The organism is Pandoraea pnomenusa, from assembly GCF_040391475.1.
Classification (GTDB): domain Bacteria; phylum Pseudomonadota; class Gammaproteobacteria; order Burkholderiales; family Burkholderiaceae; genus Pandoraea; species Pandoraea pnomenusa_C.
This window is the reverse complement of the sequence record NZ_JBEBXS010000018.1, coordinates 1-26,910: the sequence shown is the minus strand read 5'-3', so window position 1 is coordinate 26,910 and position 26,910 is coordinate 1. Positions and strand designations below refer to the sequence as shown.

The window sequence follows — 26,910 nt, the reverse complement described above, 5'->3', positions numbered from 1 at the left end:
GCGGGGCGGTGGCGACGTGGTTCACGCCCCAAAGAAAAAGACCACGCGGAAGTCGCGTGGTCTTTTTGCAATGCCGGTACGGACGCCGCACTCAGGGCGTTCGCAACGCCGTCTTCAACACCTTTCCATAATGGTTCTTCGGCAGCGCATCCACGGCGACATAGCGCTTCGGGCGCTTGAACCGCGCGATGTGGTCGAGGCAATACGCATCGAGCGTGGCCGTATCGAGCGTCACGCCGGGCACGCAGACGACATACGCCACGACCACCTCACCCCACTCGGCGTCGACTTCACCGATCACGGCGACCTCCGCCACGCCCTCTGCACGGAGCAGCACCTCTTCGACTTCGCGCGGATAGATGTTCGTGCCGCCGGAGATGATGACATCCTTCGAGCGATCCTTGAGCGTGAGAAAGCCGTCGTCATCCAGCACGCCGATGTCGCCCGTCCACAGCCAGCCGTCGCGTAACGTCTTCGCTGTCGCTTCCGGATTGCGCCAGTAGCCTTGCATCACGACGTCGCCACGCACCACGACTTCGCCCGGTACACCGGCCGCGACCGGTACGCCGTCGTCATCGACCACCGCCACTTCCACCATGGCGTGCGCATGGCCTACCGATGCCAGTCGTTGCGACCACCGCGGATGTGCCGTCGCTGCGATTTCATCGCGCGGCAACACCGTGATCGTCATCGGCGACTCACCCTGACCGTAGATCTGCACGAACCGCGAGCCCATCACCGCCAACGCGCGCTCGATGTCGGCCGAGTACATCGGGCCGCCGCCATAGACGAGGGTCTTGAATCCGGCCGACGAAGCACCGGAGGCCTGCGCGTGCCGCACCAGACGGTTGATCATTGTCGGCGCGGCGAAGCAGGAGACATTGCCGAGCGTCTCGGCCAGCGCGAACATTTCCTCCGCATCGAAGCCACCCGACGCGGGGAAGATGTGCCCCGCCGCCTGCATCATGAACACGACGCTGTAGAGCCCGGCGCCGTGCGACATGGGGGCGGCATAGAGCGTGCGGTCGTCGCGCCCGACGGCGTCGACATCCGTCATGTAGCAGGCCGCCATCGACCAGAGATTGCGATGCGAGAGCATGACCCCCTTCGGACGGCCCGTCGTCCCCGACGTATAGAAGATCCACGCCAGATCGGTATTCTCGCGGGACGCCACCGCGACGGTCGCATCGCCTGCCATCCAATGGGCAATCTGCGCGTCTTCCGGCGCGAAGCCCGTCACCTTGCCGTCAATATGGTCTCGAATCGCCTCCAGGTCTTCCGCCTCTGCAAGCAGCACCGCAGCCTCGGCGTCGTTGACGATGAAGGCGGCCTCGCGCGGATGCAATTTCGCGTTGATGGGCACGGCCACCAGCCCGGCCCACCAGATCGCATAGAGCCATTCGAGATACTCCGGGCGGTTTCGCATCCAGAGCGCGACGCGCGCGCCGTCAGGCAAGCCCATCGAGCGCAATCCGGCGGCGATGGCGGCACACCGTCGGGCGAGTGTCGCGTAGTCGGACTGCGGCGCGTCGCCCACATAGGTGGCAACGTGCCCGGGGTGTCGCTGTGCCGCGCGGGCGAGCGTACCGGCAATATTCATGAAGACCTCGCAATACCCGTGGCGGCGCCACCGACGCCATCGACGCCACCTGCGCGTCGCGCACTCACGGTAAGGAAAACGAACAGCAACACACCGTAGAGCAGCACCATCGCGCCCAGCGTGGTCATGCTCGCGCCGTATCCACCGAACGTGTCCTTGGCCCAACCTGTCAGATACGGACCGACGAAGCCGCCGAGGTTGCCCACGGAGTTCACCAACCCGATTCCGGCGGCGGCTGCCGCGCCCGTCAGGAACATTGGCACCATCGGCCAGAACAGAATGTTCGACGCCAGAATCCCGGCCGCCGCAATGCACAACCCGAGAATCCCGACGTAGGGCGACGCGGCATTTCCCGCCATCACCAACCCGATGGCGCCGATGGCTGCCGGCAGCAGAATGTGCCAGCGGCGCTCACCCGTCTTGTCCGAGTGCCGCGCGTTCACGACCATCGCTACGCCCGCACACACGTATGGCACCGCGCTCAGCAGTCCGGCCCGCGTGTTGTCCAGCCCGCCGATGCCCTTGATGATCTGCGGCATCCACAGCGTGATACCGAACAGCGCCGTGATATTGCAGAAGATGGCGAAGGCCAACAGCAGCACCTTGCCCGAGAGCAGCGTTTCCATGACGCCATACTGACGGGCGCGTTCTTTCGCCGCCTTCTCCTGCGCCAGTGTGCGAACGAGCCATTCGCGCTGCGTCTCGTCGAGCCACGTCACCTTGTCCGGGGCATTGCCCAGCACGAAGTAAGCCACGACGCCCACCACCACCGCGAGCCCGCCTTCGAGCAGGAACATCCATTGCCAGCCGCGCAATCCGGCGAATTCGTGGAACGAGGTGAGGATCCACGTCGAGAGCGGGGCGCCGATCAGCACCGCCAGCGGCAACCCGAGAATGAAGATCGCCGTGGCGCGCGCCATCGCGCGCCCGGGGAACCACAGGCTCAGATACAGCACGATGCCGGGAAAGAAACCCGCTTCGGCAACGCCCAGCAGGAACCGCATGACATAGAAGGACGTTTCGCCCGAGACGAACGCGAAGCCCGCCGAGACGATGCCCCACGTCACCATGATCCGCGCAATCCAGATGCGCGCGCCCACGCGGTGGAGGATCAGGTTGCTCGGCACCTCGAAGACGAAGTAGCCAATGGAGAAGATGCCCGCGCCGAAGCCGTAGACGGTGGCGGTGAACCCGAGGTCGCCGTTCATGTGCAGCGCCGCAAAACCGACGTTCACACGATCGAGGAAGGCCACGATATAGCAGAGGATCAGGAAGGGCAGGATGCGGCGAAATAGCTGGCCGATGGTTTCCTGCGCGATGCGCGAGTCCAGTGCGGCAGCGTTATCGCTGCCCGCCACGGGTTGACTCGCCTGTGATGCGATGGTCGGGTTCAAGGGGTGTCTCCGTCATGGTTCTGTTTTTGGGTGCTGATGACTACCAACTGCCTGATACGTACTACCTGACGCCACTTCGCAAAGCTATCCTGCCGCCAGCTGGCCAGGCTGGGAGATTACTGTTTGTAATCGTGTCCGTCGCGGGCCAGCTGCCGCAACAGCGACGGCCATTCTCGATCTCCCGAGCCGCGCATGTCCGTCACCCACTGCTGCGCCGTCAACAGCGCGACGTGATGCGGCGGAATGCGCAGGCGCGCGCCGGTGCTCTGCGCCAGCAATTGCGCACGCGCAGCCTTCTCCAGATAGAACATCTCGACGAAGGCATGTCCCACCGAGCGCCCGACCGTCAACGTGCCGTGATTGCGCAGAATCAGGGCGGCATGATTGCCGAGGTCGGCGAGCAGGCGGTCGCGTTCCTCGATGGTGAGCGCGATGCCTTCGTAGTCGTGGTATCCGAGCCGTCCGACGAAGCGCATGGCGTGTTGAGTGATCGGCAGCAGTCCGTCTTCGAGCGCGGACAACGCCATGCCCGCTTCGGTGTGCAGGTGCATCACGCAGGCGGCGTCTTCGCGCGCCGCATGAATGCACCCGTGAATCACGAAGCCCGCCGCATTGGGGCGGTATGGCGAGTGCCCCACGACGCGCCCGTCCAGATCGATCTTCACCAGGTTCGACGCGGTGATCTCCTGAAACGACAGGCCAAGCGGGTTGACGAGAAAGTGATGCGACGGGCCGGGCACCCGCGCTGACAAGTGCGTGTAGATGAGGTCGTCCCAGCCGTTAAGCGCGCACAGCCGGTACGCCGCGGCCAGATCCTCGCGTACGCGTTGCTCCTCCGGCGTGATGCCGGTGTCGGCAATCGTCTCGCCGACAGGCAGGTCAAAGGAAGAAAAAACTGTGTCAGACTTCAGCATTCCGTTCTCCGAGCCGACGCACCGTTGGCAGGGTTGTCTGCCAGATGTGTTTCAATACGGTGTCGTTATTTATGAACTAAACGTTTAGTTTAGTATTTGTCCGGACACAACGAATGTCAAGTCAGTCGAATCCCGAATCTCCCACGCCAGGCCGACGCGGTCGCAAGCGCAGTGTCGAGGCCGAGCGTGCCGTGCTCGACGCCGCCTATCGTCTCCTGCTCGAACAGGGGCTGCACGCCACGACGATGGAAGCCATTGCCACGGCGGCGGGGGTGAGCAAGGCCACGATCTACAAGTGGTGGCCGAACCGTGCGTCCGTCATCATGACGGCGTTCCTGCGCGAAGCCGGGCAGGCACTGCCGTATCCGGAAGAGTTGCAGCTCGACAGCATCTTCTCGCGTCTGCTCAAGATGGCCGAGGAATTCTGCGGACCGATGGGCACGATGATCAGCGCGCTGATCGCAGAGGGGCAGTCCGACCCCGAGATTGCGCAGGCGTTTCGCGACGGCTACGTCTCCGCGCGACGCGAGCAGGGCGTCGAGATCGTGCGCGATGCCATCGCTCGGGGGCTCATCAAGCCGGGCGATCCCGACGTCGTTCTCGACATTCTCTACGCGCCGCTTTACTACCGGTTGCTCGTCGGACACAAGCCGCTGACCCGGGCGTTCGTGCGTGAGCACGTCGACCTTGTCATGCAAGGTCTGCTCGGCCCCAATGGCACGGTGCCCGCGCTGACGAGGTCGCGCTCGGGCAGCGCGACATCCGGTGCGAACAAAACGACACGCGCGAGGGCGTTGGCAAAAAAAGCTTGACGCCGCCGTCGGGGTTGTGGATAAACTAAACGAATTGTTTAGAAATAAAAACGACAACACAATCCGACGGAGACGTCCTGTATGAACTCATCCCCTCACCGCGCGAAGCGCCCCTCGTTGAACGCGTTGCGCGATGCCGGCAAGGTTGTCGTGGTCACTGGCGCGAGCGGTGGCATCGGATTGGCGGTGGCCAATCGTCTCCATGACGACGGCTGGCATGTCGTGGCCACGGACCTGGATCTGGCGCGACTGCAGAGCGTTTTCGGTGCGCGTGCGGACGACGCGCGAATGCAACTGGCGGCGCTCGACGTGACCGATCACGCAGGGGTGGATGCGTTGGCGGCATCGCTGCGCGAGGCAGGCGTCGCCGGGCTCGTGAACGTGGCGGGTGTGTTGCAGGATGTGATGCCGATGCTCGACATGACTGACGAGATGCAGCGTCGCGTATGGGAAGTGAACTACTTTGGCGCGCAGCACTGCCTGCGCACTTTCACACCGCTCATGACCGAGGCCGGCGCCGGTGCGGTCGTGAACATTACGTCGATCAACGAGTTGCGCCCATTGCCGCTGCACGCCTATTCACCGGCGAAAGTGGCGTTGGGCGCGCTCACCCAACTCGCCGCCGGTGAACTCGGCGCGTCGGGTATCCGTGTGAATTCGGTCGCCCCCGGCTTTACGCTCACGCCGATCTTCGAGGACAAACTTGCCACCGGAAAGCGCAGCGCGACGGCCATCGAAGCGCACTCGGCGCTCGGGCGTCTGGTCGGTACAGACGAAATCGCGGCGGCCGTGAGCTTCCTGATGAGCGACGAATCGAGCGCGATCACCGGGGTGAGCCTGCCGGTCGATGCGGGCTGGCTCGTCAGTTCCCACTGGATGAACTTCCGCGAACTCGCGCATGCCAGCGTCGCCTGAGTGGCGATCGCCGCGGGGCGGTTGTTGGATGGGGGCGGTCAGCAACGAGAATGGCCCCGTGGACTCGCGAGGCCATTTTTTTCTTGACCTGAAGATTCGCGATACCAGGCGGTGACGGTAGGCGCCCTAGCTGTCCGTGACGGCCTGTGCCTCTGCGGCGTCTTGCGACGAGGGTGCCGCCGGTTGAGCGTCACCTGCCGTGCACGTAGCTGACTTCGCTCCAGCCGGCAGATAGCGCGCGACACAGTCACGCAGCGCCTGCAACTGCACTGGCTTGAACAGCGTAACGTCCACACCGGCGTCCTTGCATCGCTCCACTTCCTCGATGCCGGAGTTGGCTGTGATCGCGATGATGGGCAGGTGCGCCAACGTCTCGTCGCGCTCGCGCGTGCGGATGCGTCGCGCAAGGTCGTAGCCATTGATGCCCGGCATGTGGCAATCCGAGATCAGCAATGCGTACGGCGTGTTGCGTATCGCCGCCCAGGCTTGCTCGCCATCGTTGACGGTGTCGCTCGCGTAGCCCAACTGACTCAATTGCCGTTGCAGGAGCAGGCGGTTTGTCGGATGGTCTTCGGCCACGAGGATCAATTCCCCACGTTTCAGCGCTTCTTCCCGCTTCGTCAGCGACTTCGCGGGCAGTGTTACTGGCGCTGCCGTCAACGCATGTGATTCGCTACCTCGCGATTGGCTTCGACTACAAGCCGCCAGCGCGGCCTGCGTGGCGCCGTGCCATGTCAACGGATTCACGCTCAGACGTGCGCCCTCGGTCGTCAATCGGTATCCCGACGACTTGGCCTTCAACGTGGTGCGCAAGATCGCGCAGGGAATGTCTGCGGGGAGCGACGCGTCGTCATCGACAACGAGCAAGTCGTCTTCGATGTCCGCCGCGTGAGCGATGCCGTCCGGAAGACGGTCCACCCGGACCTCGGCCCCCGCCGCTGTTAGCAGGCATTGCAGCGATCGCGCCATGTCAGCATCCTTCAGGCAAATCCTGGCTCGGATGCCGTTCAACGCGGGCGTCGCATAGTGCAGTGCCTTCACGGGCATCGGTACGCTTACCTTGAACTGCGCGCCGTGACCCGGGGTGCTCGACACCGTGATCGACCCGCCCATCATCCGGACGATCTTCTGGCAGATCGTCAGGCCGAGACCGGTCCCGCCAAACCGGCGCGTGGTGGAGGCGTCGGCCTGGAAGAACGGATCGAACAGTTTCTCCTGAAGCGCTTGCGCGATGCCGATGCCCGTGTCGGCGACACACCACTCGATGGTTTGCACGCCTGCGTCTTGCGCCGCGACCCTGACCGACAGCGAGATCGAGCCGTGCTCCGTGAACTTGATCGCATTGCTCAACAGATTGATGAGGATGCGCCGCAAGCGCAGCCCATCGCCGATGACCTCGGCGGCAACATCCTCGCCGACGTCGAGCCGCAGACGCAGACCTTTCTCATGCGCGGAGACCGCGAGCAGGCCCAGCGCCATGTCGCAGAGTTCGCGAATATCGACCGGCAACGCTTCGAGCTCGACCTTGTCGGCTTCGATCTTCGAGTACTCGAGGATGTCGTTGAGAATCTGCATGAGCGTAGTGGCCGACCCTTCGATCATGCCGATCATGGCGGTCTGTTCCTGATTCAGCGTCGTATGGTTGAGCAGTTCGGCCAGCCCGAGAATGCCGCTCATCGGCGTCCGGATTTCGTGACTCATGAGCGCGAGGAACCGGTCCTTCGCCCGCAGGGCGGCTTCCGCCTTGTCGCGCGCTTGCGATAGCGCCTCCAGATGTTCGCGCTCTGCGGTGACCTCGTGGGAAACACAGATCACCGCGGCGTGCGTGTTGCCTGTTTGACCGAAGGGCTGAACCTGGTTGAGAAAATGACGAACCTTCCCGTCTTCGCCCGTACGTGAGACGGCATAGGCGTGGGGTTCGCCCGTGCGCAACACGGCCTCGCACGCTGCGTCGATCCGCTGCACATCTTCGTCGGCCCAGAAGCCGATTTCGCGCAAGGTCTTGCCAAGCAGCGCCGACCGTGGGCACCCGACCAGCCGTTCCGTCGCATGGTTGGCGACGGTAAAACGTCCGTCTGCGTCGCGGACCACCATCGGCACCGGAATCGTGTCGAGCAGGATTCTCTGAAAGGCCAGTTGCGACGACAACTCGCTCTCGGCGTTGCGCCGCCGACGAATCTCCCTGCGGAACAGGGCGAGAAGCGCCGACATCACCACGATGACGAGCAACAGTCCCGCGACGGGCAGCGCAAATTTCAGCAACAGGGTTCGCAGCGACGGCCCGAGCACGTAGTTCGCCACCACGTAGTGATGCTGGATATCGAGCCGATTCTTCTCGGGCAGCGCGGAAATCGCACGGTCGATGATCGGCCCAAGCCTCTGCGCCAGTTCCGGTCGCAGCGCGAATCCGACATGCAGATGGAGGTTCGTGGGGCCGATGACACGCAACGTGCCGATGAAACGATGCCGCAAGGCCATGTCGGCTGCAGGAAATCCGCCGATGAACACGTCGGCCTGGTTCGTGTTGACCCTCTCGAGTGCTTCTTCGACGCTCTCCACTTCTTCCCATTTCGCGCCAGGAATTCTGGTCTGCAAGGACGCGGCGAGACCGGTCAATCTCGCCGTCACGATCCTTCGACCGGCGAGCTGATGCAATCCGTCCACGGAGGGTGCCTCCACGCGGCCGACGATGACGACGGGGAACGTTGCGTAAGGTTCCGAGACACGCAGGCCCTGCCACAACGCGTTGCCTTGCGTCGCCACGGACGCCATATCCACCGTGCCTGCACGTAATGCGTCTGCCGTCGCCGCCAGACTGCCGGTCGGCACGCGCTGGAATTGCACACCGAGTACGCCACCAAGCCAGGTGAGGTACTCGGCGGCGATGCCGCTGGGTTGCCCACTTTTGTCGAGGTAGGCGTAAGGGGGACGGTTCGAGTCGAACGCGACGCGCAAGGGGGGAAGCGTCGCCAGATAGGCGCGTTCCTCGTCGGTCAGGAAGAAGGGCATCGCCACGGCGCCCGGCGATCCGAAAGCCGGTTGAACCCACGTGCCGAGAATCGACTTGCGCTGTGCGTCGGAGAGCGATCGGAGGCCGTCGTTCACGACGGGCAGCAAGTGCACCGCGTGAGGGCCCAGGCCAAAACGAATGGCGCCACTGGGTTCGCGGTGCGACGAGACCTCCGTGATGCCGGGCATCGGCGTCTTGGCCAGCACGTACTCCGCAACGGGACGCAACGCCGGGAAGAAGTCGGCGCGTCCGTCGACAACCGCTTGCAGGCCGTCCTGTACGTCGTTGATGTAGACCAGCCGGGCCTTCGGATAGCGCGCGCGCAATATCGGCTCGAGCAACAGCCCGCGCCTCACTGCGAACCGCGCCCCCGGGGTGTCGCGGGCGATCGACGCCCCCGTACGACCGAAGGTGACCGCGTCACCGTCGAAATAGGGCAATGAGAACGAAAGACAGCGGCTGCGATCAGGTGACTCGGCCAAATCGAGCACGATATCGATTTCTTGTGCGCAGGCCGCCGAGATCATCGCTGGCACATTGGGGTAGAGGCGAGGCTCTAGTCGAAGATCGGGGTTGCCCAGCGCAGCACGCAGCGTGTCCGCACCAATGCCGGCCACTCCCCCGTTTTGCTGCAAGGAAAATGGCGGCAACCCGTTTGGCAGGATACCTACCCGCAGGGTGGTAGGCGAGGGCGGCGCCTTGGCGGCGCCCGGCACGGCAACAAGCGCCGCTACCAGCCCCGCCAGCGCGAGACACCCATTCAGCCATTGACGGTACGTTGGCCGGTGAGTCGACACACCGATCGCGCAGAGGAGGGACGAAAGACACATGACGCAACTTGCTCAGAACCACAGAATTTCCCCTGCATTATCAGCGATTTACGCCAATGCTGCGTAATATTCAGAATATTCTGATTGCCCCACCGGAAAGGTCTGATTTTCGGCGTTGAAACGTCGGAACGACATCTCTTGTCAAATGCGCGCGTACTATCTCAGCGCTCACGACATTGCGGAGCATCGTGTCGGGAGGCGCCGGGTCCGGCGGACCTTTCGGAGCGCGGTTTTTTTCAGTGCGAAGGCAATACCATGAAGACGGTTCTGATCGTCGATGATCATCCGGTGATGCGTCTGGTGCTCAGGACGCAACTCGCGAGCGTGTTGGGGATCGGCACGATTCTGGAAGCCGGCAATGGGCCGGCCGCCGTCGAGCTGACAAAGACGGCTGCCCCCGATCTGGTCGTTCTAGATCTCGACCTTCCAGGGACGGGAGGCATGGAGTTGATTCCGCGACTCAAGTCGATTCATCCCACCATTCGGATTCTCGTCTTCTCCGGACAGAATCCCGCCGTCTATGGGCCCCGGGTCATGGCGCTCGCCGCCGACGGCTACGTCAGCAAGACCGAAGACATTTCGGAAATACTTCGCGCGGTGGAGATGGTGCTGGCGGGGTATCGCGTCTTCCCCGAAGCCGTCACGTCGTCGGCGTCCAACGTGGACGGCAAGGGCGACGAAGCACGGCTGCGTGAGCTCAGCAACAAGGAAATCCTCGTGCTGGGTTTGCTCGTCAAAGGGCATTCGAATCAGGCCATCGCCGAGATGCTGCACATCAGCAACAAGACAGTGAGCAGCCACAAGATCAATCTGATGAAGAAGCTCCGGACCTCCAGCGTGGTGGAGTTGGCCGACCTCGCCAAGCGGTTTCACATCGCGCCATAGCGGCACATGAGCGGGAGGTGTCAGGATGCATGAGGTACGAGGATTCGCGTCAGGCGAAAGTGTCGTGACCGACGCAGAGCTCGATGGTTTGCGCGATCGGCTGGCCGCGTTGGCGGGCGAGGACGCCGCGATCGTCGAAGAACTTGTCGACAGTCTCGTGGCGACGAATGCCGAAGACCTGCAGGCCCTGCGCATGGCGCTGGCGGCAGGCGATTTCGAGGCGGTCGCGGCTTGTGCCCACCGCCTGAAAAGCTCGGCGAAGATGCTGGCATGTTCCGGTCTGGCCGGCGTCTGCGAGTCGCTCGAGCATTTCGGGCCGGACGGGGACTCGCGTACGGCCCACGCCCTGCTAACCCTGCTAGCCGACGCACTGGCGCGGCTGAACGCCCGACTCGTGGCTTACCACAGGTAACGGAAAGCGATCTGGCCGTAGAACCCTTGGCTGTAATCGCCGCCGAGGCTGTGCCGATAACCGGCATGTGCGTACAGTTGCCCGTGCTTGCTGGTGGTGGCCGTGAAGCCCGCACCCGCCTCATACCAAGTCCGCGTGAGCGCCGGTGTGAACGGCGTGCCTCCGACCACGGTCTGGCCCGGCGTGAGGAAGTCGTGCAGCACGTTGAACGTGACGTACGGCTTTGCCCAGGTCAGCACGCTGCTGTCGTCCGAGTTGGACAACGCGGCGCTGAAGATGCGGAAGCCCGCACGCCCGCGCAGCGCATTCGTATGCGTGCCCGATACCGGCGAGATCGCATCGCTGAAATCACCCAGCGACAGGTACTGATACAACAGTTGCGCTTGCGGTTCGATCGCGATCGGCGTCGAGCCGATCTGGAACGGCTTGCCCACTTCCTGTGAGAGCGTGAAGCCCACGCCGCTCTGCGATGCGTTGCCGTCCTGACCGCCGTAGCGGTTGTGGTAGTACGTCACCTGTCCGACGCTGTCGAAATAGGTGCCGTCGCTCAGGTAGCGTGTCCAGTAGCCCCCGACACTCCCCGCCTGCGTGGAGACGGTGCCGGTCTCGGTATCGAGGCCGGCGATGGCACGCGAGTCATCGTGAAACCGGCCCGAGATGTTGCCGATGGTGGCCGTCGCACCCGCGTGGGTGCTGCCGCCGCCTTCCGGCTGGGCCAGCGTCCAGTCCTTGCCGAATTGCGCGAAGAAGGTGGTTGAGTTCGCGCGGAAGCGATTGAGCGTATCGGCGTCGAACGAGCTGATATTGGCGCGGCCCCAGATCCCGTTGGCGGCCGTGTTTTGCTGCGGCTTGATCGCGCCGGGTACGTCGCCCACGCGCTGGTGCAGCGTGCCGAGCGTGGTGAATCCGTAGTCCAGGTTCAGCAACGGGGTCATGATGTAGCCCGCCACGCCCGGACGCCACGCGACCGGCCCCGGATCAGGCTCACCCGGCGGTTCGGGTTCGCCCGGCTGCTCTTCCAGATAAGAGCGCAGATACCAGTTGCCGTTTGACTCGTTGGCGCCGAGGCCCCCGTGATACAGCAGGTACTGGTAGGCACCGGCTTCGACCGGCTTGCCCAGCGTGAACGCGTTGGCCGACGAGCCGTTGACGGTGCGCACCAGTTCGATACCGTCGCCCTGAGTGACTTGCCCGACGCCGCCCGTATTGTTGACGACGATGCTGGCGGTACCCGACGTGGCGCTGCCGTTCAGATTGAGGACGAGGACGTCGCTGAGTTGTGTGCTTGCATCGTTCAGATACGTGTTGAACAGCACCTGGCTGCCCGGTCCGAATGCCACGTTGTTACCGACAACGTTGAAAACGCTGTAGCCCCCCGAGGCGGTTCCCGGTGTGGCAGTCCCTGCAACATTCAGCGTGCCGCCAAGCGTTACGTTGTCTGCGCGCACGGTGCCTGTGCCGCCACCGGCCAGCGTTGCGCCGGATGCGAGCGTAAAGCTCGTGGGCGTGGTCTGGGCGACATCGGCGGCAAGCGTGCCGTAGACAGCGTTATTCCGGACGACGAAGGTGCCGCCCTGGACTGTCGTGTTGCCGTATACCTGTGACCACTGACTTGCGGCGTCGGTGTATTGCGAGCCATCGAATATCACGGTGCCGGGGCCCGTGGCCACGACCGTCAGTTGGCCGGTCGCCGGAGCGTTCGCAATCGGATCGTAAAACGTGATCGTCCGGCCCGCAGCGGCATTGAGCGTTGCCGTTGCATTGCCTGTCCTGTTGGCGAACCAGATCGCGTTCGCCACGGGGTCTTGCATCAGATTGCCCTGGAAGGTGATGTTGCCCCCCGTGGCATTGAGCGTTGCGTTGCCGATGGTCCAGATGGCGCCGCCGAGACCGCTTGCCGAATTGTTCGTCAGGTTGATGTCGCCGCCCGTCGCGCTGAGGGTCACGTTGCCGGACGTGTAGATGGCGCCGCCCGCGCCCGACGTTGCGGTGTTGCCCGAGAGGGTCACGGGGGCGCCCGCGTTGATCGTCACGTCGCCGGCCGCATAGATGGCGCCGCCGTTCGTCGACGCCTTGTTGTTGCCGAGGCTGACGGCGCCATTCGCGTCGATCGTCACGGCGCCTGACGCATAGATGGCGCCGCCGTTCGTTGACGCCTTGTTGTTGCTGAGGCTGACGGCGCCAGTCGACGTGGTGAGCGCTACGGCACCCCGCGAGTAAATCGCGCCGCCCGGACCGTTGGTCACGGCATTGCCATCGATGGTGGTGGGCCCGTTGAGATTGATCGTTGCATCCCCTGAGGAATACACGGCGCCGCCACCGGAGGTAGCCGTATTGTTCGACAGGGTCGTGGTGCCGGCCATCGCAAGGGTGCTGCCAGCCGAGGTGCTCATGTAAAACGCACCGCCCCAATTTGCGCTATTGCCGGTGATCGTGTTGGTACCGCTGGCATTGCCGACGGTGATGCCGCCGCCGCTGCCGACCGCACCGCCGCCACCGTTGGTGCCGCTGGTGGTGCCGGCCTTGTTGTTCGTCAAGGTCACGTCGCCGGTCGTCGCGGCGAGGCTCACGGGGCCGGTGGCCTGGATTGCGCCGCCGTTGTTGCCTGCCTGATTGCCGTCGGCACTGATGGCATCGGTCGTCACGCCGCCGAGCATCGAATAGATCGCACCGCCGCTGCCGGAATTGCCCGCTGTGTTGCCGTTCGCGGTCAGGCTGCCGGTGCTCGTGACATTGTTGTACGAGAACAGCCCCCCACCGGTGCCGACCGCGCTGTTGTTCGACAGGATCGTGTTGCCGATAAACGTCGTCGTGCCGAAGACAATGAGTGCGCCCCCCGAGTTGGCGGCGGTGTTGTTGGCGATGGTGACGGTGCTGCCGGCACCACCGAGCGTGAGGTTGCCGCTGTTGATCTCGATGGCACCGCCGTCGATCGTCGAGTTATTGCCCGTGAACGCGACATTGCCGGTCGTGTTGATTGTCACGCCGCCCGTCTGGATGAAGATGGCGCCGCCATTGCTATTGAGGCCGCCGGTCAGGGTGACGTTCGACAGGTTAATGGTGCTCGTCGGCACTGACGTGCTGGTGATGAACCGTCCGTAGTTGCCGCTCCCGTCGTTCAGCGTCAGCGTATTGCCGTTGCCATCGATCGTCACCGTGCCACTGCCGGGCAACGTGACGGTCGACGAAAGGAAGATTCCCGAACCGGTCAGATTCCACGTCGTGCCGTCGGCGGGCGTCGCCCCGGTGTTCGTGATGAGACTCGTACCGGGATCCACATTGACGGTCTGCGCGAGCGCAAGCGGCATGCCTGCGATCGGCAACCCGACGAGTTGGACCAATGCCCATGACTTGACCGGCGACCAACCGGCGCTTCGATAGTTTTTCTTCATAACAAGCTGCCCAAGGAAAAAACCTGACGAGGGCGTTCGGACTCGCCTCGTGACGTTGTTCGCAGTGCATGCGGGCGAAGTCGCCGGCATGCATTACCACGTGTATTTCATGCCGACGCGCAACGCATATTGATGAAAGCTTTGCGCTCCCCATGCACCGGAAACATTGGCCCAGCCGGTCCAGCGCTTGCGCAGGTCGGCATTCACGCCGAGCTTCACCTCGTAACGGTTGGACGGATAAAGGTTGCTTTCGGGGAAGCCGTCGAACGAGATGGTGTTGGAGGCCGTGCTGTGCCACCAGTTGAGCGTCAGGTAGGGCTGCCATTTGCGGTCGTCGTCGCGTACGAAGGTGCGATGCAGGCGCACGCCCAGGCGGCTGATCCATCCGTGTGAATTGGCGCCGGTCACCTGCGTGGAGTTCGGCTCAGTGACGTCGTCCTGGTTGTAGCCCAGATAGATCAGCTGGGCCTGCGGCTCGATCACCCAATCGTTGCGGATCGGCACTGCGTAGCCCGTTTCGCCGGAGATGGCGAAGCCCCGGCTGTTGTACTTCACCACCGGCAGCAAGTCGCCTTCCACCCGGTTGTTGAACCAGCCGTACTGGAACCACAGGTCGACGTAGGCGCCGAGCTTGTGTTCGTCGTTCTGGTACCACGTGCCGTAGGCGCCGACACTCCAGCCTTCCACCTTGCCCTTGGCACTGTACGGGTTGGCTTCGGCGTGGGCGTCGGTGCTGGCGTAGCCATAGCTGGCCATCAGCCCAAGGTGCGCGCGGTCGGCGTCGTTGAACACCTTCCACTTGGCCACCTCGAAGCCGCCGTGAATCAGGACGGAGTCGGTGTCTGCCGTAAAGATGTCGTCCTTGCTGTGCGAGCCCGTCCACTTGCCGACAATGCGCAGCCATCCGGAACGGGGCTTGTCGTCATCGGGATTGAAACCCTGGCCTTCGATGTATTGGGGTTCCCCCAGACGGTCGTGCAGGCTGTGCACGAACCATTCGCTGGCGATGCGCTGATTCGCCAGATAGGCGGGGACTTCCGGTCGAAACAACGGCCTGGGCGGCGTTGTGATGCCGGGCGGTTCGGGTTCGGTGGTTGGTTCATGCGAACGCAAGTACCAGTTGCCGTCTGCAGTATTGCCGCCGGTGGCCGCCTCGCCGCCCTGAAAGAGCAGATATTCGTAGGGGCCCGCGACGGCGCGGCCGCTAAGCTTGAAGGCGCCCGCTGCCGACGCGCTCTTGTCCAGCACCTCGACCACGGGAATTCCGTCAGCGACAGTCGAAGCGCCCGCGCCGCCGATGTTGTTGATCTTGATGCCGGTAGCGCCACCTGCGCCGACCTGCGTGGCGTCGACCACGAGCACGTCGGACCTGGCGTTGGCGCCGCCCTCGTTGAGCACTGAGTTGAGCACGAGCGTCCCACCATTGGAGACATAGACGCCGCCGCCCGAAGTCCCGGGCGCGTGCCCGCCGGTGATGACCAACGTGTTGCCCACGGCGGGGTTGCCACCGAGGTCGATGACGCCGCTATTGGTAAAGGTTTGTACGCCGAGGATTTGCCCTTGCGCGGGACCGTTGGTCGAGGGCGTATTCGTAGTATTGCCGAACGGCAGGTAAGCGCCGGTGGCATTGACGTTCGCATTGGCGACGTTCGCAAGCACCAGCGAGCCGGTGTTGTTGATGCTGTTGGTGCCCGAATTGCCGAAATCGGATACCGCCACGGAAAGCGTGTTCGTTCCGGTGTTGTAGTTCCGCAGGTTCCACAAACCGGCGTTCGTCATGGTGTTCGGGCCTGCGCCGAGCGTCATGAAGCCGTTGATCGTGCCGCCGCTTTCGTTATTGATCGTCAGCGGTCCGGTGAGGGTTCGCGAGTCGATCGCGAAGTCCACCGGCGACCCGATGGTGCCGGCGTTATTGATCTGCGACGAGGCAAACGTGCCGTCCAGCACCACCCCTTCGGCGCCAGTAATGCTGCCACCGGCAGCATTGGTTACTGTGAGACTTGAGCCGCCAGTTGCGGACGCAAAGACGCCTGCCGTCTGTTGTGACGTGACCGCGCCGCTATTGGTGATGGCGACCGGGCCGCCGCTGGCGCCGGTCGAGATGGCGGCGATGCCGTAGGCACTCGCGCCCGACGCGCTCAACGTCGCCGCGTTGCTCACGGCAATGCCACCGGCTGCGCCGGTGGAGGTATTCGTCGATGTCGCGAGAATGGCGTCGCTGAAATCTGCCGACGTCGTGATATTGCCGCCGGCATTGTTGGCAACGGTGATGTTGCCCGCCGCGCCTGTGCCGACCGACTGCGTCCACGCGTAAATGCCGTGACTGGCCGTGGTGGCGCTGCCACCACCCGTTGTGATGATTGCGCCACTATTGGTGACGCTGACATCGCCGGTAGGTGCGGTGGTGTCGACGGCCGGAAGCGTGCCCACCGTGATGATCGTCGAACCGTAGCCGGTATTGACCGTGGTGGCCTCGATACCGTGACTGGAAGTGCCGCTGGTGGTGATGTTGCCGGCGTTGTTTACAGACACCGCGCCGCGTTGGGAGATCGCATGGATGCCGTCGGCCAGTGGTCCCAGTGTGTTGATCGTGGCGCTCGTCCCCTGGATCGTCACCGTGCCCGTGCCGAACGACAGCGCCAACAGACCTGCGTTGGCGATCGGCGATGCGGCGTTCCCGAAAATCGTATTGTTCTCGGTAACGGTGAGCGCGTTGCTGATGCCCGTCACGATGACGGTGCCGCCATTCTGGTTCGGTGTCGATGGCAGCGAATCGACCAGCAGGGCGTTGCCGCCGGTGACGATGACCGTCGAGGGACCGGTGAGCCCCGCCAGGTTCAGCGTGGCGACGCCGCCGCGAACCGTCGTTTCCATCCCGTCGTCCTGGCTGGGATCGAAGCTGGTTGTGCCCGCATAGACGCTGATGTTCAACGTCCCGATGCCCACCGTCGTTGCGTTACCCATACCGCGCGCGTTGACGATGGTTCCGCCGCCTGCACCAGTCGGTTGCCCGGTGGAGGGATCGAGTTGACCGACCTGAATGTTGTTCGTGCCCGAGAGGTTCAGGCTGCCATTGCCGGTGGTCGTACTGTTGGCCGCACCGACCGCGACATTGATGCCAAGCGACGGCCCTGTCGTCTTCAGATTGGTGACGTTGGTGTCGGTGACGGAAACGGTTGCGCTGCCCGAGCCCGTGGCAGTCGCACCGATGCCGTCTTTGGGTGCACTGCCTGCGGGCTGGGAGATCGTGGCGCCCGTGACCGAAACGTTCGCACTGTCAGCGCCCGTCGCCGGGCCGGGATTCAGCGCAGATGCTGTTTGATTCGTTACGGTCGAGCAGCCAACCTCGGTGTTGCTGGGGATCGTGGTGGCCGACGTAATGGTCACATTGCAGTCAGCCGCGCGTGCGCTGCCGATGCCAATCATCGGAAGGGTGCCGACGACCACGGCGGCGCTCGCCCACGAATAACGTCGACGTTTTGCGTGGCACTGCCAATTGGGCGTGATGATCATCGGGTACCTCGCCTGTTCTTTTGCGCGGACACTGCAAAGCCTCGCCGGAGGAGGCGACGGACTTTCACTTCAAGCTGCGAACGTTGGAAAACTGAATGTCGGACGCCAATGAACGAAAGCGCCGATGAGGGGCGACGATCGATGAGGGCTTCGACTGCATACTGTTTGTGCGCAGGATCGGGGTCCGCTGGAACTCGTCCCCGATTCGACAGGGCCTGGGTCAGGGAGCCATTGGCTGGCGACGACTAACGACTGGCAACAGGCCGGCGTAAAGGTGCAATTGGAGCAGTCGGAGCAGTCGGAGCAGTCGCTCGAATTTCTGCTCGAGAAATTGCGCGCCGTGGGAAAACTTGATCTTTCGCGTGCTGTCGTTGATTCGTCGTCTGCGCTTTCGCTTCGATCAGCGCCACGACATTCATACAGCGTTGCTTAAACTCGGCGGCGTGGTTGCCTGCCGGAGCATTCTCAAGCCTGCCGATTTGCAGTTTTGGACTGGCCGCTAAGCGCCAGATGCAACTGGACGTCTCGCGAATTGGGGTGTCAGCTGTTCTGTTGTTATAGGTGACGATGAACATGTCGGCAAGGTCAATCGGACCCCGAAAAAAGCTATCGCGACAACGCTTCTTGCGGAAAAGCCTATCGCCGTAAAATCCGATCCGCCTTGCCGAGACAAGGCACATTGATTGACCCATCTCACCACACCCATTCATTCGCACTGCGCTTGAAACTCGCAAGCCACAGAAATAAAAAATCGACGGCTTTTCATGTCGTCCTGTTGGAAATTCAGGACAACAGATTCGCGCCGGCGCTTCGTCCCTATCGAATCGGGACGGTTGAATTCTGCGGATTCAAGGTGATTCTGAGGATCAGAATTTTCTGATTCCTAATCTGGTTCGTCCGAATTTGCCGGGATGCGAAATCACATCAATACCGTACGCCGGTCTCTAAACAAAAATGGCCCCGTCGACTTTGAAGTCGACGGGGCCATTCGTTAGAGAGTGCTACGGCGGGAAGCTTGGGCGAGTGATTTCGACGAAATTATCGAAACACCGACCTTCGCGTCGTCGGCAACCTCCCGATACTTCCCTTAAAAGGCGCGACGGAAAATCTCCTCGATCTCCGCCTGCTCGGCACGCCGCGGGTTCGTGAATCCGCAAGCGTCCTGCATCGCGTTGGCAGCGAGTGTCGGAATGTCCTCCACCTTTGCGCCAAGCTCGGTTAGCCCGGCCGGGATGCCGATATCTTTCGACAATCGGCGAATCGCGGCGATCGCCACCTTTGCACCTTCCTCGTCGCTCAGGCCCTCGACTTTCTCGCCCATCCCCTGCGCGATGTCTTTCAGACGCGCAGCGCTCACGCTTGCGTTGAACTCTTCCACATGCGGAAGCAGCACCGCGTTACACACCCCGTGCGGCAAGTCGTAGAACCCGCCAAGCTGGTGCGCCATCGCATGCACATAGCCGAGCGATGCGTTGTTGAACGCCATCCCTGCCAGGAACTGCGCGTAGGCCATGTTCTCGCGGGCTGTCATGTCGTCGCCGTGCGAAACGGCGCGACGCAGGTTCTGCGAGATCAGCGTCACCGCCTTTAGCGCACATGCGTCGGTAATCGGCGTCGCGGCCGTCGAGACGTAAGCTTCAGTCGCGTGTGTCAGCGCGTCCATGCCCGTGGCGGCCGTCAGTCCCTTGGGCATCGCGGCCATCAGGGCCGGATCGTTTACCGAGAGCAACGGGGTCACGTTGCGGTCGACGATGGCCATCTTCACGTGACGCTTCTCGTCCGTGATGATGCAAAAACGCGTCATTTCGCTCGCGGTGCCCGCCGTCGTATTGATCGCGACGAGCGGCAACTGCGGCTTCTTCGACTGATCCACGCCTTCGTAGTCGGCAATGTGCCCGCCGTTGGTGGCGCACAGCGCAATGCCCTTCGCGCAGTCATGCGGCGAGCCGCCGCCGAGCGAGATCACGAAGTCGCATTGATGTTTCTGCAACTTAGCGAGCCCCGCCTCCACGTTACCGACCGTCGGGTTCGGCTTGGCGCCGTCGAAGATCACCGACTGGATGTCCTGCGCGGCCAACAACTTTGACACCTTGTCAGCCACGCCGGCCTTGGCGAGCCCGGCGTCGGTCACGATCAGTGCGCGGCGGAAATGGTATTGACGCAAGGCGCTCATGGCCTCGTCGAGACTGCCCACGCCCATCATGTTGACGGCGGGGATGAAGAAGGTTGTGCTCATGGTCATGCTCCTTTCTCTGTTCTGTGAGGGGCACACCGCGCTCGAGGCGTCCGGCATTGTCAATGTCGGACACCCACACCAGGGCGGTGTCCAGATCAACTTTCGCAAGCACTGAAGACAGCATCGCACCTGCGGCGCGATGCGTCTTTGATCTGCTGCAAACTCGGGAACGAATAGAGGAACCGCTCAGAAGAAGCCAAGCGGGTGGACGTCGTAACTCACCAGCAGATTCTTCGTTTGCTGGTAGTGATCGAGCATCATCTTGTGCGTCTCGCGTCCGATGCCGGACTTCTTGTAGCCGCCGAATGCCGCATGCGCCGGGTAGAGGTGATAGCAGTTCGTCCACACGCGTCCCGCTTGTATCGCGCGGCCCACGCGATAGGCGCGATTGATGTCGCGGGTCCACAAGCCCGCGCCGAGGCCGAATTCGGTGTCGTTCGCGATGGCGAGCGCTTCGGCTTCGTCCTTGAACGTCGTCACGCCGACCACCGGCCCGAAAATTTCCTCCTGGAACACGCGCATGCGGTTCTCGCCCTTGAGCAGCGTCGGCTGAATGTAGAAGCCGCCCGCCAGCGGTCCGTCGAGCATCTCGATGCCGCCACCGGTCAACACTGTCGCGCCTTCCTTGCGGGCAAGATCGAGGTACGTGAGGATCTTGTCGAACTGCTGTTGCGACGCCTGCGCGCCGACGGCTGTCTCCGTGTCGAGCGGGTCGCCGCGCTTGATGCGCGCCACGCGTGCCATCACCACTTCCATGAACGGTTCGTAGATCGACTCCTGTACGAGCGCTCGCGACGGACACGTACAGACCTCGCCCTGATTCAGGAAGCCGAGCACGAGACCTTCCGCCGCCTTCTCGATGAATTCCGGCTCGCCGCGCATCACGTCGTCGAAGAAGATGTTCGGCGACTTGCCGCCCAACTCGACGGTGCTCGGGATCAGATTCGCTGCGGCGCGCGCGAGGATCTGCGCGCCGACCGGCGTCGATCCCGTGAACGCGATCTTGGCGATGCGACGGCTCGTGGCAAGCGCCTCACCGGCTTCCTTGCCGAAGCCCTGCACGATATTGAGCACGCCGGGCGGCAGCAGATCGCCCACAAGCTCGGCGAACAGCGTAATGGACAGCGGCGTCTGCTCCGCCGGCTTGAGGACCACGCAGTTGCCCGCCGCCAGCGCCGGGGCGAGTTTCCACGCAGCCATCAGCAACGGGAAGTTCCACGGAATGATCTGGCCCACGACGCCGAGCGGCTCGTGAAAGTGATACGCCGCCGTATGCTCGTCGATTTCGGCAGCGGTGCCTTCCTGCGCGCGAATGCAGCCCGCGAAATAGCGGAAATGGTCGATGGCGAGCGGCAGGTCGGCAGCCAGTGTCTCGCGCACGGGCTTGCCGTTGTCCCATGTCTCCGCTACGGCGAAGCGCTCCAGTTGCGCTTCGAGGCGATCGGCGATCTGCAACAAGATGCGCGAGCGCGCCTGTACGGACGTCTTTCCCCACTTGGGCGCCGCCGCGTGCGCGGCGTCCAGCGCCAGCTCGATATCGGCGCCGTTCGAGCGCGGAAACTCGCCGATCACGCCGCCAGTGACGGGCGACGTGTTGGTGAAATAGCGCCCGTCCACAGGCGGGACGAACTCGCCGCCGATGTAGTTCTCGTAACGCGGTTGCAGGGACAGCAGGGCACCGGGCGTGCCGGGTGGGGCGTATCGCATGTTGTGTCTCCGGGTATTGTCGTGTCGGTGGCGCAATGGCCACGTCATCGCCATAAGCAAGTCGCGGGCCACCCGTCGCGCGACACCACGCTACGGGCCTTGCCGACGCGAGAGCGGCGGCCCGATGTGCCGATTTCGTGACACGTCTGTGCCGCGGCGTGACACCCGGTGTATCGCCGACGTGACAGGCAATCGGCCCGGGCCTCCCGATTGACATAGCGCATTGCAAAGGCTGCCGGCATGGGTGATGCTTCGGGAACGACTACGAGATCATCAGATCACCCGGCAGGGGGAGACGACCAATGCCAGCCAATACCGATTCCGCACACGCGCGTCGTGTGCTGAACGTCGTACAGGGAAGTCCGACGGCCGCCGCAGCCGAGACCGATCCGAACATCGCCAGTTCATGGCGCCGCTGTCTGGATACCCACGCGCTCGATCCGGGCGCGCGCATGGCACCGCGCGTGCTGACGTCGTCGCAGCTGCGCGATCGGCGCAGCACGCTGGAGCGTTTGCGCAATGTGTCGACACCCGTGCTCGAGCGTCTGCAACGTCAATTGATGAATCCGCATCAGGCGGTGCTGCTCACGGCGCCGGACGGCGTCATCGTCGATTCGCGCCTGCACGACGGCACGCGCGACGACTTTCTTCGCGCCGGGCTGTGGCCCGGGGCCGACTGGAGCGAGTCGTGCGAAGGCACCAACGGCATTGGTACCTGCGTGGTGGAGCGCGCGCCGGTCATCATCTGCCAGCAGGATCATTTCCGCGCGCTGCATACGCCACTGACCTGCACGGCGAGCCCGGTCTTTGCGCCGCAGGGCGATCTGCTGGCGGTGATCGACGTGTCGTCGACCCGTGCCGACGTTACGCGCCAAAGCCAGTTTCATACGCTCGCGCTCGTGAATCTGTCGGCGAAGGTCGTGGAGAACGCGTATTTCTTCCAGCACTATCGCGACGAATGGCTGCTGCAACTGCAGGAGCAGGCCGACCACCTCGGCGGCTTCGCACAGGCGTTGCTGGCGTTCGACGATACGGGCCGCGTACTCGCCGCCAATCCGAGCGCGCTCAATCGGCTCGGTGTGATGCGCGACGAGATCGTCGGCACGCAGGTGGATCGATGGTTCTCGCAGCCGCTCGATGCGATGTTCGCGCAGGCGCACCCATCGCCGAGTACCTGCTGGCCGATTCGCACACACAACGGGGAGTCGCTGCTGGCGATGGTGCGCGCACCGTCACGCGCGCTACGGGCAGTGCGCCAGCCGACGGCGCTGGCCGATGCCACCGTTTCACCCTTTGCCGATACGACACTGGCGCGCGAGTTTTCCCGCGCATGCCGTGTCTTTGCGCACGACGTGCCGGTGCTCATTCGTGGTGAAACCGGCAGCGGCAAGGAGGTCTTCGCGCGCGCCGTCCACGCGGCGAGCACGCGCGCAGGCGGCCCGTTCGTCGCCCTGAATTGCGCGGCCATTCCTGAGTCGCTGATCGAGAGCGAGTTGTTCGGGTACGTTGGTGGGAGCTTCACCGGTGCGCGCAAGGAGGGAATGAACGGCAAGCTGTGGCAAGCCAATGGCGGCACCCTGTTCCTCGACGAAATCGGCGATATGCCCTACGCGATGCAGACGCGATTGCTGCGTGTGCTCGAAGAGCGCATGGTGTCGCCGCTGGGCGGTGGCGAACCCGTGCCGCTCGACATCCGCGTGTTGAGTGCCACGCACCGCGATCTGTCCGAGCGGATTGCCGAGCGGCAATTCCGCGAAGACCTCTTTTCTCGTCTGAATGGCCTCGAAGTCATCGTGCCGCCACTTCGAGCGCGCGACGACAAGCCGGAACTGATTTCGCGATTGCTGGCGCAAGTCGCGTCGGCTCGCCGGATCACGTTGACGGAAGCGGCGCTGGCGCGGCTGTGTGACTTCGCCTGGCCCGGGAACGTGCGCCAGCTTCGAAGCGTGATTCGCACGCTCGTCGCACTCGCTGACCAGGGGGTCATTACCCCCGACGATCTCCCGGCCGAGCTGCGCGACACACAGTGCGCGATGTCGACGGCATCACCGCACGACAGGCCAATGGAAGCACCGCTCGAAGCGGCGGAGCGTCAGGCGCTGCGGGCCGCGCTCGACGCCTGCCAGGGACAGGTCAGCGCGGCCGCGCGAAAGCTCGGGGTGAGCCGCAACACGCTTTACCGAAAGCTTCGCCGCTTCGGTCTGCTGCGTGGATGAGCCATTCGCAAATTGCACGTCCGGCTCGGCGATCCGGACGCTGCCTCGACCGCGCGGCGCCGCGATTGTCCGCAGGCGTCACTTCAACGGGATGGACGTCGCCCGGTCCACGGGGACGGCGGTGACGCTGTTCTGCGGCGAGCCGTCGATGAGTTTGTCCGAGTACGTCAGATAGACGAGCGTGTTACGCGCCTTGTCGACCATGCGCACGATGCGCAGCTTCTTGAAGAGCGGCGACAGGCCTTCCGAGAACACCTCTTCTTCTTTCGGCAACGGCTTGACGAAAGAAATCGGTCCCACGGGTCGGCAGGCAATCGACGCCTCCGCCTTGTCTTCGGCCAGTCCGACCATGCCCTTCAGCCCACCGGTCTTGGCGCGCGACACGTAACAGGTCACGCCTTGCACCTTCGGATCGTCGAACGCATCCACGACGATCTTGTGATCCGGTCCGACCAACTTGAATGCGGTGCTGACATCGCCGATGCGCTCGGCATGCGCCCAACTGGCGACGACCATCAACGTCAGTGCGACTGCTGTCTTCATGAGAATGTCCCGTCGAGTGCAGCGGAGACAGGCGACCGTCGCCTGCCAACCCCGTGCATACGCGTGGCGGATTCTACTCGCGTCCCGTGGCCGAGGTGCGAAGCCACGGCGAGAAGGGCGCCGCGTCCATGTCCGACATGATGTACAGCTGTCGTCGCGCGGCATCGTACTGCGCGCCGAGTGCGGCAAGTTCATCCTTCGCGCGGTACGTATCCCCGCTCAGGTATCGGCGAACCGGTGCTGTGTCGACGGGCATCGCCATGTTGCGCGCGAGGGCGTCGTCGGCTTGCGGCGTGGTGCGCGGCAAGTCGAGCAGTCCGAGGAAGCCGCTCTGGCGCGTGGCGTCTTCCGGCGTGACGAGCGACACCGAATCCCGCGCGCGGGTCAATGCGACATAAAACAGGTTCCGCTCACTTTCCAGCGGCGCGAACGGATTCGGAAACTCGTTGCGTTCGAGGAACGGAATGACGACATGGTCGTACTCCTTGCCCTTGATGTTCGCGACGGTGTCGACGCTCACGCGCGCATCGGCGCGCGCACGCCGTGTCGCGGACAGCCGCGTCATCATCGACGCGAAGTAGTCGCCCAGCGGTGTTTCGTCCCGTGGGAGCGTCGCGGCGAACGCGCGCAGCGAGCGCTCGACCAGATCGACATCGTACGGGCGCGCATAGAGTCGCGTCGCGACCGCCTGAAAATCGATTCGACGGCGAATGAGACCGAAGGCGTCGGCAGCCGACATGACGGACGCGTTCGCCCGCAATTCACGAATCAGACGTCCGACGTTCGCTGCCGGCGTTTCGGCGGGAGCTCCCAGCAGATACGACGTGTAGATCTGCTCGAGCAATTCCGGGTTTTTCGCCGTGAGCTGGTATTGGTCGCGCGTCAGGCGAATGTTCGCGAAGATGCCGAGGACCGCAGCCACCGACATGCGCTCGCGCTCGTCGATGGATTCGACGGCGCGCAGCGCCAGCGCGAACACGGCGCGCACGAAGCGAATCTCCTCGCGGAACTGGAACCCCTCCTTGTTCGGCGATTCGAACGGAATCTCTGCGCGCCACAGCGCTTCTTCGATGACCGCACCCTGGTGCCAGTCGCGCAGCAGCACGGCGCAGGTCGCACGCTTGTCGCTGTCGCCGAGCCATGCCTGTATGTCGGCGAGCACGGCCTGCGCGGTGGTGGCGGGGTCGTTGCCAGTGGGAATGACATCGATGGGCGTATGACGTCGAATGAACGACTCGATGCGCTTGCGCTTGAATGCCGCGGTCGGATAAGCGAGGTGCGGGCCGTGACGAAACGTGCGCGTGAGCGGGTAGGTGAGGGTGCCCGTAAAGTCGGTGCGAAAGCGCTCGCCCATGTAGGCGTCGCTCGCACCCATCGCGCCATGAATGACCTGATCGCGATCCCCCACGCCGACGAACCGGCAGTTCAGGGTGCGCAGCAGATGACGCAGCACGCGATACGACGCTTCATTGAAGTCGTGCTGCTCGTCGCACACGATCAGGCGGCAAGGCGCGAAATAGTGCGGTGCCACGCCGTCGCCGTCGATCATTCGCGCCAGATCGTAGGTGGCATCGAAGCGGTCGCGGAACAACGGCTCGTCGAGCGCGCCGAGTCGATCGCGCTCGTAGGCTTGCGTGATCGCGTACTGGGCGCGCTCGACGTCGAGCCGTTCGAGAAGCTCGCCGAGCTGTTCGTCGTCGATGTCGTCGAACAGCGCGCCGCTGGCCTTGAGCTTGCGCATGGCGTCGAGACACTGCGCAACGTTGATGTGGTTGTCGTCGAAGGCGCCGCTCGGGTACCGATGTTCGAGCTCGTCGCGCAGGGTCTGCATGGCGTCGACGAGATAGCCAGTGAGAAAGCTGTCGCGCTGCACGCGCCGCGCGCGTTCGTTGGCGGCGGGCAGGGCGTCGAGCACGTCGTGGCTGTAGTCGTCGAAGGTAAAGACGCGCACGCGCTTGTGCAGTTCGGCATGGATGCCGGAGCGTTGCAGACGCGCGCGCAGCACCTCGGCGGCCGTCGTCGTGAAGGTCAGTGCGAGGATCTGTTCCGGTGGCGTGCCACCCGCAATGGCCTCGCCGATGCGTGCCACCAGTGTGGTGGTCTTGCCGGTGCCGGCGTTCGCCAGCGCGATGCAGATGCGCTCGTTGGCGAGCTGTATCGCAACTTGCTCGGCCGTCAGGGCCGGGCCGTTAGGCACGAATCGCGGTGCGCGAGCGGGGGAATTCGTTTCGCTCATGACTTCAACCTTGCTTGCTGAGGGCGCGGGAAAGGCGTGCTGCATTCGCCATCAGCGCCTTTCCGTCGGGTTTTGCGATGGCCACGTGGATCGTATGCCATGCGAGACGTGGATTTTACCTTTGCGGTGCGATTCCCACGCGGCGAGACGATTTCTCGCGTTGCCGCCGAGGCTGGCCGCGATACCCCATGGCGGTGGTTGCCCGCATACGCAATATGCGATATAGTTTCGCCTCTTCGCGCGGGGGTATAGCTCAGCTGGGAGAGCGCTTGCATGGCATGCAAGAGGTCAGCGG

General features: G+C 63.6%; 16 protein-coding genes. 5 read left to right on the top strand and 11 right to left on the bottom strand.

The window, feature by feature from the left end; all coding sequences use genetic code 11:
• Positions 1-91 precede the first annotated feature (91 nt).
• The 3 genes from ABWO90_RS18110 to ABWO90_RS18100 form a co-directional block, all read right to left on the bottom strand.
• Complete coding sequence (locus ABWO90_RS18110) at positions 92-1,600, bottom strand: class I adenylate-forming enzyme family protein (RefSeq protein WP_353192622.1); 1,509 nt, start codon at positions 1,598-1,600, stop codon at positions 92-94.
• On the bottom strand, positions 1,597-2,994 hold the full coding sequence (locus ABWO90_RS18105) for an MFS transporter (RefSeq protein ID WP_353192621.1): 1,398 nt from the start codon (positions 2,992-2,994) through the stop codon (positions 1,597-1,599). Before ABWO90_RS18105 ends, ABWO90_RS18110 begins: the two co-directional genes overlap by 4 nt.
• A 116-nt stretch (positions 2,995-3,110) precedes the next feature.
• Positions 3,111-3,908, bottom strand: a complete 798-nt coding sequence (locus ABWO90_RS18100; RefSeq protein WP_353192620.1) for a class II aldolase/adducin family protein — start codon at positions 3,906-3,908, stop codon at positions 3,111-3,113.
• A gap of 113 nt (positions 3,909-4,021) precedes the next feature.
• On the opposite strand from ABWO90_RS18100, the gene ABWO90_RS18095 reads away from it, so the two are divergent.
• Together ABWO90_RS18095 and ABWO90_RS18090 are read left to right on the top strand one after the other, a co-directional pair.
• Positions 4,022-4,720 carry a TetR/AcrR family transcriptional regulator gene (locus ABWO90_RS18095; RefSeq protein WP_353192619.1) on the top strand — a complete coding sequence of 233 codons (699 nt, stop codon included), beginning with the start codon at positions 4,022-4,024 and terminating at the stop codon, positions 4,718-4,720.
• An 81-nt stretch (positions 4,721-4,801) separates the two neighbouring features.
• Entirely contained in the window at positions 4,802-5,635 is an 834-nt protein-coding gene (locus tag ABWO90_RS18090; RefSeq protein WP_353192618.1) for an SDR family NAD(P)-dependent oxidoreductase, read from the top strand.
• A 126-nt stretch (positions 5,636-5,761) separates the two neighbouring features.
• Here the strand turns inward: ABWO90_RS18090 and ABWO90_RS18085 are convergent, their stop codons facing one another.
• Positions 5,762-9,475, bottom strand: a complete 3,714-nt coding sequence (locus tag ABWO90_RS18085) for an ATP-binding protein (RefSeq protein ID WP_353192617.1) — start codon at positions 9,473-9,475, stop codon at positions 5,762-5,764.
• A gap of 255 nt (positions 9,476-9,730) precedes the next feature.
• Between ABWO90_RS18085 and ABWO90_RS18080 the strand changes: the two genes are divergently transcribed.
• Entirely contained in the window at positions 9,731-10,360 is a 630-nt protein-coding gene (locus tag ABWO90_RS18080; RefSeq protein ID WP_353192616.1) for a response regulator, read from the top strand.
• A 64-nt stretch (positions 10,361-10,424) separates the two neighbouring features.
• Complete coding sequence (locus tag ABWO90_RS18075) at positions 10,425-10,772, top strand: Hpt domain-containing protein (RefSeq protein ID WP_353192615.1); 348 nt, start codon at positions 10,425-10,427, stop codon at positions 10,770-10,772.
• On the opposite strand, the gene ABWO90_RS18070 is transcribed toward ABWO90_RS18075, so the two are convergent.
• From ABWO90_RS18070 to exaC, 5 genes are all read right to left on the bottom strand, one after another.
• Entirely contained in the window at positions 10,760-14,164 is a 3,405-nt protein-coding gene (locus ABWO90_RS18070; protein WP_353192614.1) for an autotransporter outer membrane beta-barrel domain-containing protein, read from the bottom strand. The genes ABWO90_RS18075 and ABWO90_RS18070 overlap by 13 nt on opposite strands.
• 93 nt (positions 14,165-14,257) lie before the next feature.
• Entirely contained in the window at positions 14,258-17,677 is a 3,420-nt protein-coding gene (locus ABWO90_RS18065; protein ID WP_353192613.1) for an autotransporter outer membrane beta-barrel domain-containing protein, read from the bottom strand.
• Positions 17,678-17,922: 245 nt separating this feature from the next.
• Positions 17,923-18,369: a hypothetical protein gene (locus ABWO90_RS25065; protein ID WP_502922654.1), complete on the bottom strand. Its 447-nt coding sequence runs from the start codon at positions 18,367-18,369 to the stop codon at positions 17,923-17,925.
• Between the two features lie 395 nt (positions 18,370-18,764).
• Positions 18,765-19,913 carry an L-threonine dehydrogenase gene (gene yiaY, locus ABWO90_RS18055; protein WP_353192612.1) on the bottom strand — a complete coding sequence of 383 codons (1,149 nt, stop codon included), beginning with the start codon at positions 19,911-19,913 and terminating at the stop codon, positions 18,765-18,767.
• A 186-nt stretch (positions 19,914-20,099) separates the two neighbouring features.
• Positions 20,100-21,620 carry an acetaldehyde dehydrogenase ExaC gene (exaC, locus tag ABWO90_RS18050; protein ID WP_353192611.1) on the bottom strand — a complete coding sequence of 507 codons (1,521 nt, stop codon included), beginning with the start codon at positions 21,618-21,620 and terminating at the stop codon, positions 20,100-20,102.
• 302 nt (positions 21,621-21,922) lie between these two features.
• Between exaC and ABWO90_RS18045 the strand changes: the two genes are divergently transcribed.
• Positions 21,923-23,836 (top strand): sigma-54-dependent Fis family transcriptional regulator, encoded by a 1,914-nt coding sequence (locus ABWO90_RS18045; protein ID WP_353192610.1) that lies wholly within the window; start codon positions 21,923-21,925, stop codon positions 23,834-23,836.
• 78 nt (positions 23,837-23,914) lie between these two features.
• Here the strand turns inward: ABWO90_RS18045 and ABWO90_RS18040 are convergent, their stop codons facing one another.
• Both ABWO90_RS18040 and ABWO90_RS18035 read right to left on the bottom strand, forming a co-directional pair.
• A complete protein-coding gene (locus ABWO90_RS18040; protein ID WP_353192609.1) occupies positions 23,915-24,379 on the bottom strand; it encodes a CreA family protein in 465 nt (154 codons plus the stop codon).
• Between the two features lie 73 nt (positions 24,380-24,452).
• Complete coding sequence (locus ABWO90_RS18035) at positions 24,453-26,615, bottom strand: UvrD-helicase domain-containing protein (RefSeq protein WP_353192608.1); 2,163 nt, start codon at positions 26,613-26,615, stop codon at positions 24,453-24,455.
• Positions 26,616-26,910 lie beyond the last annotated feature (295 nt).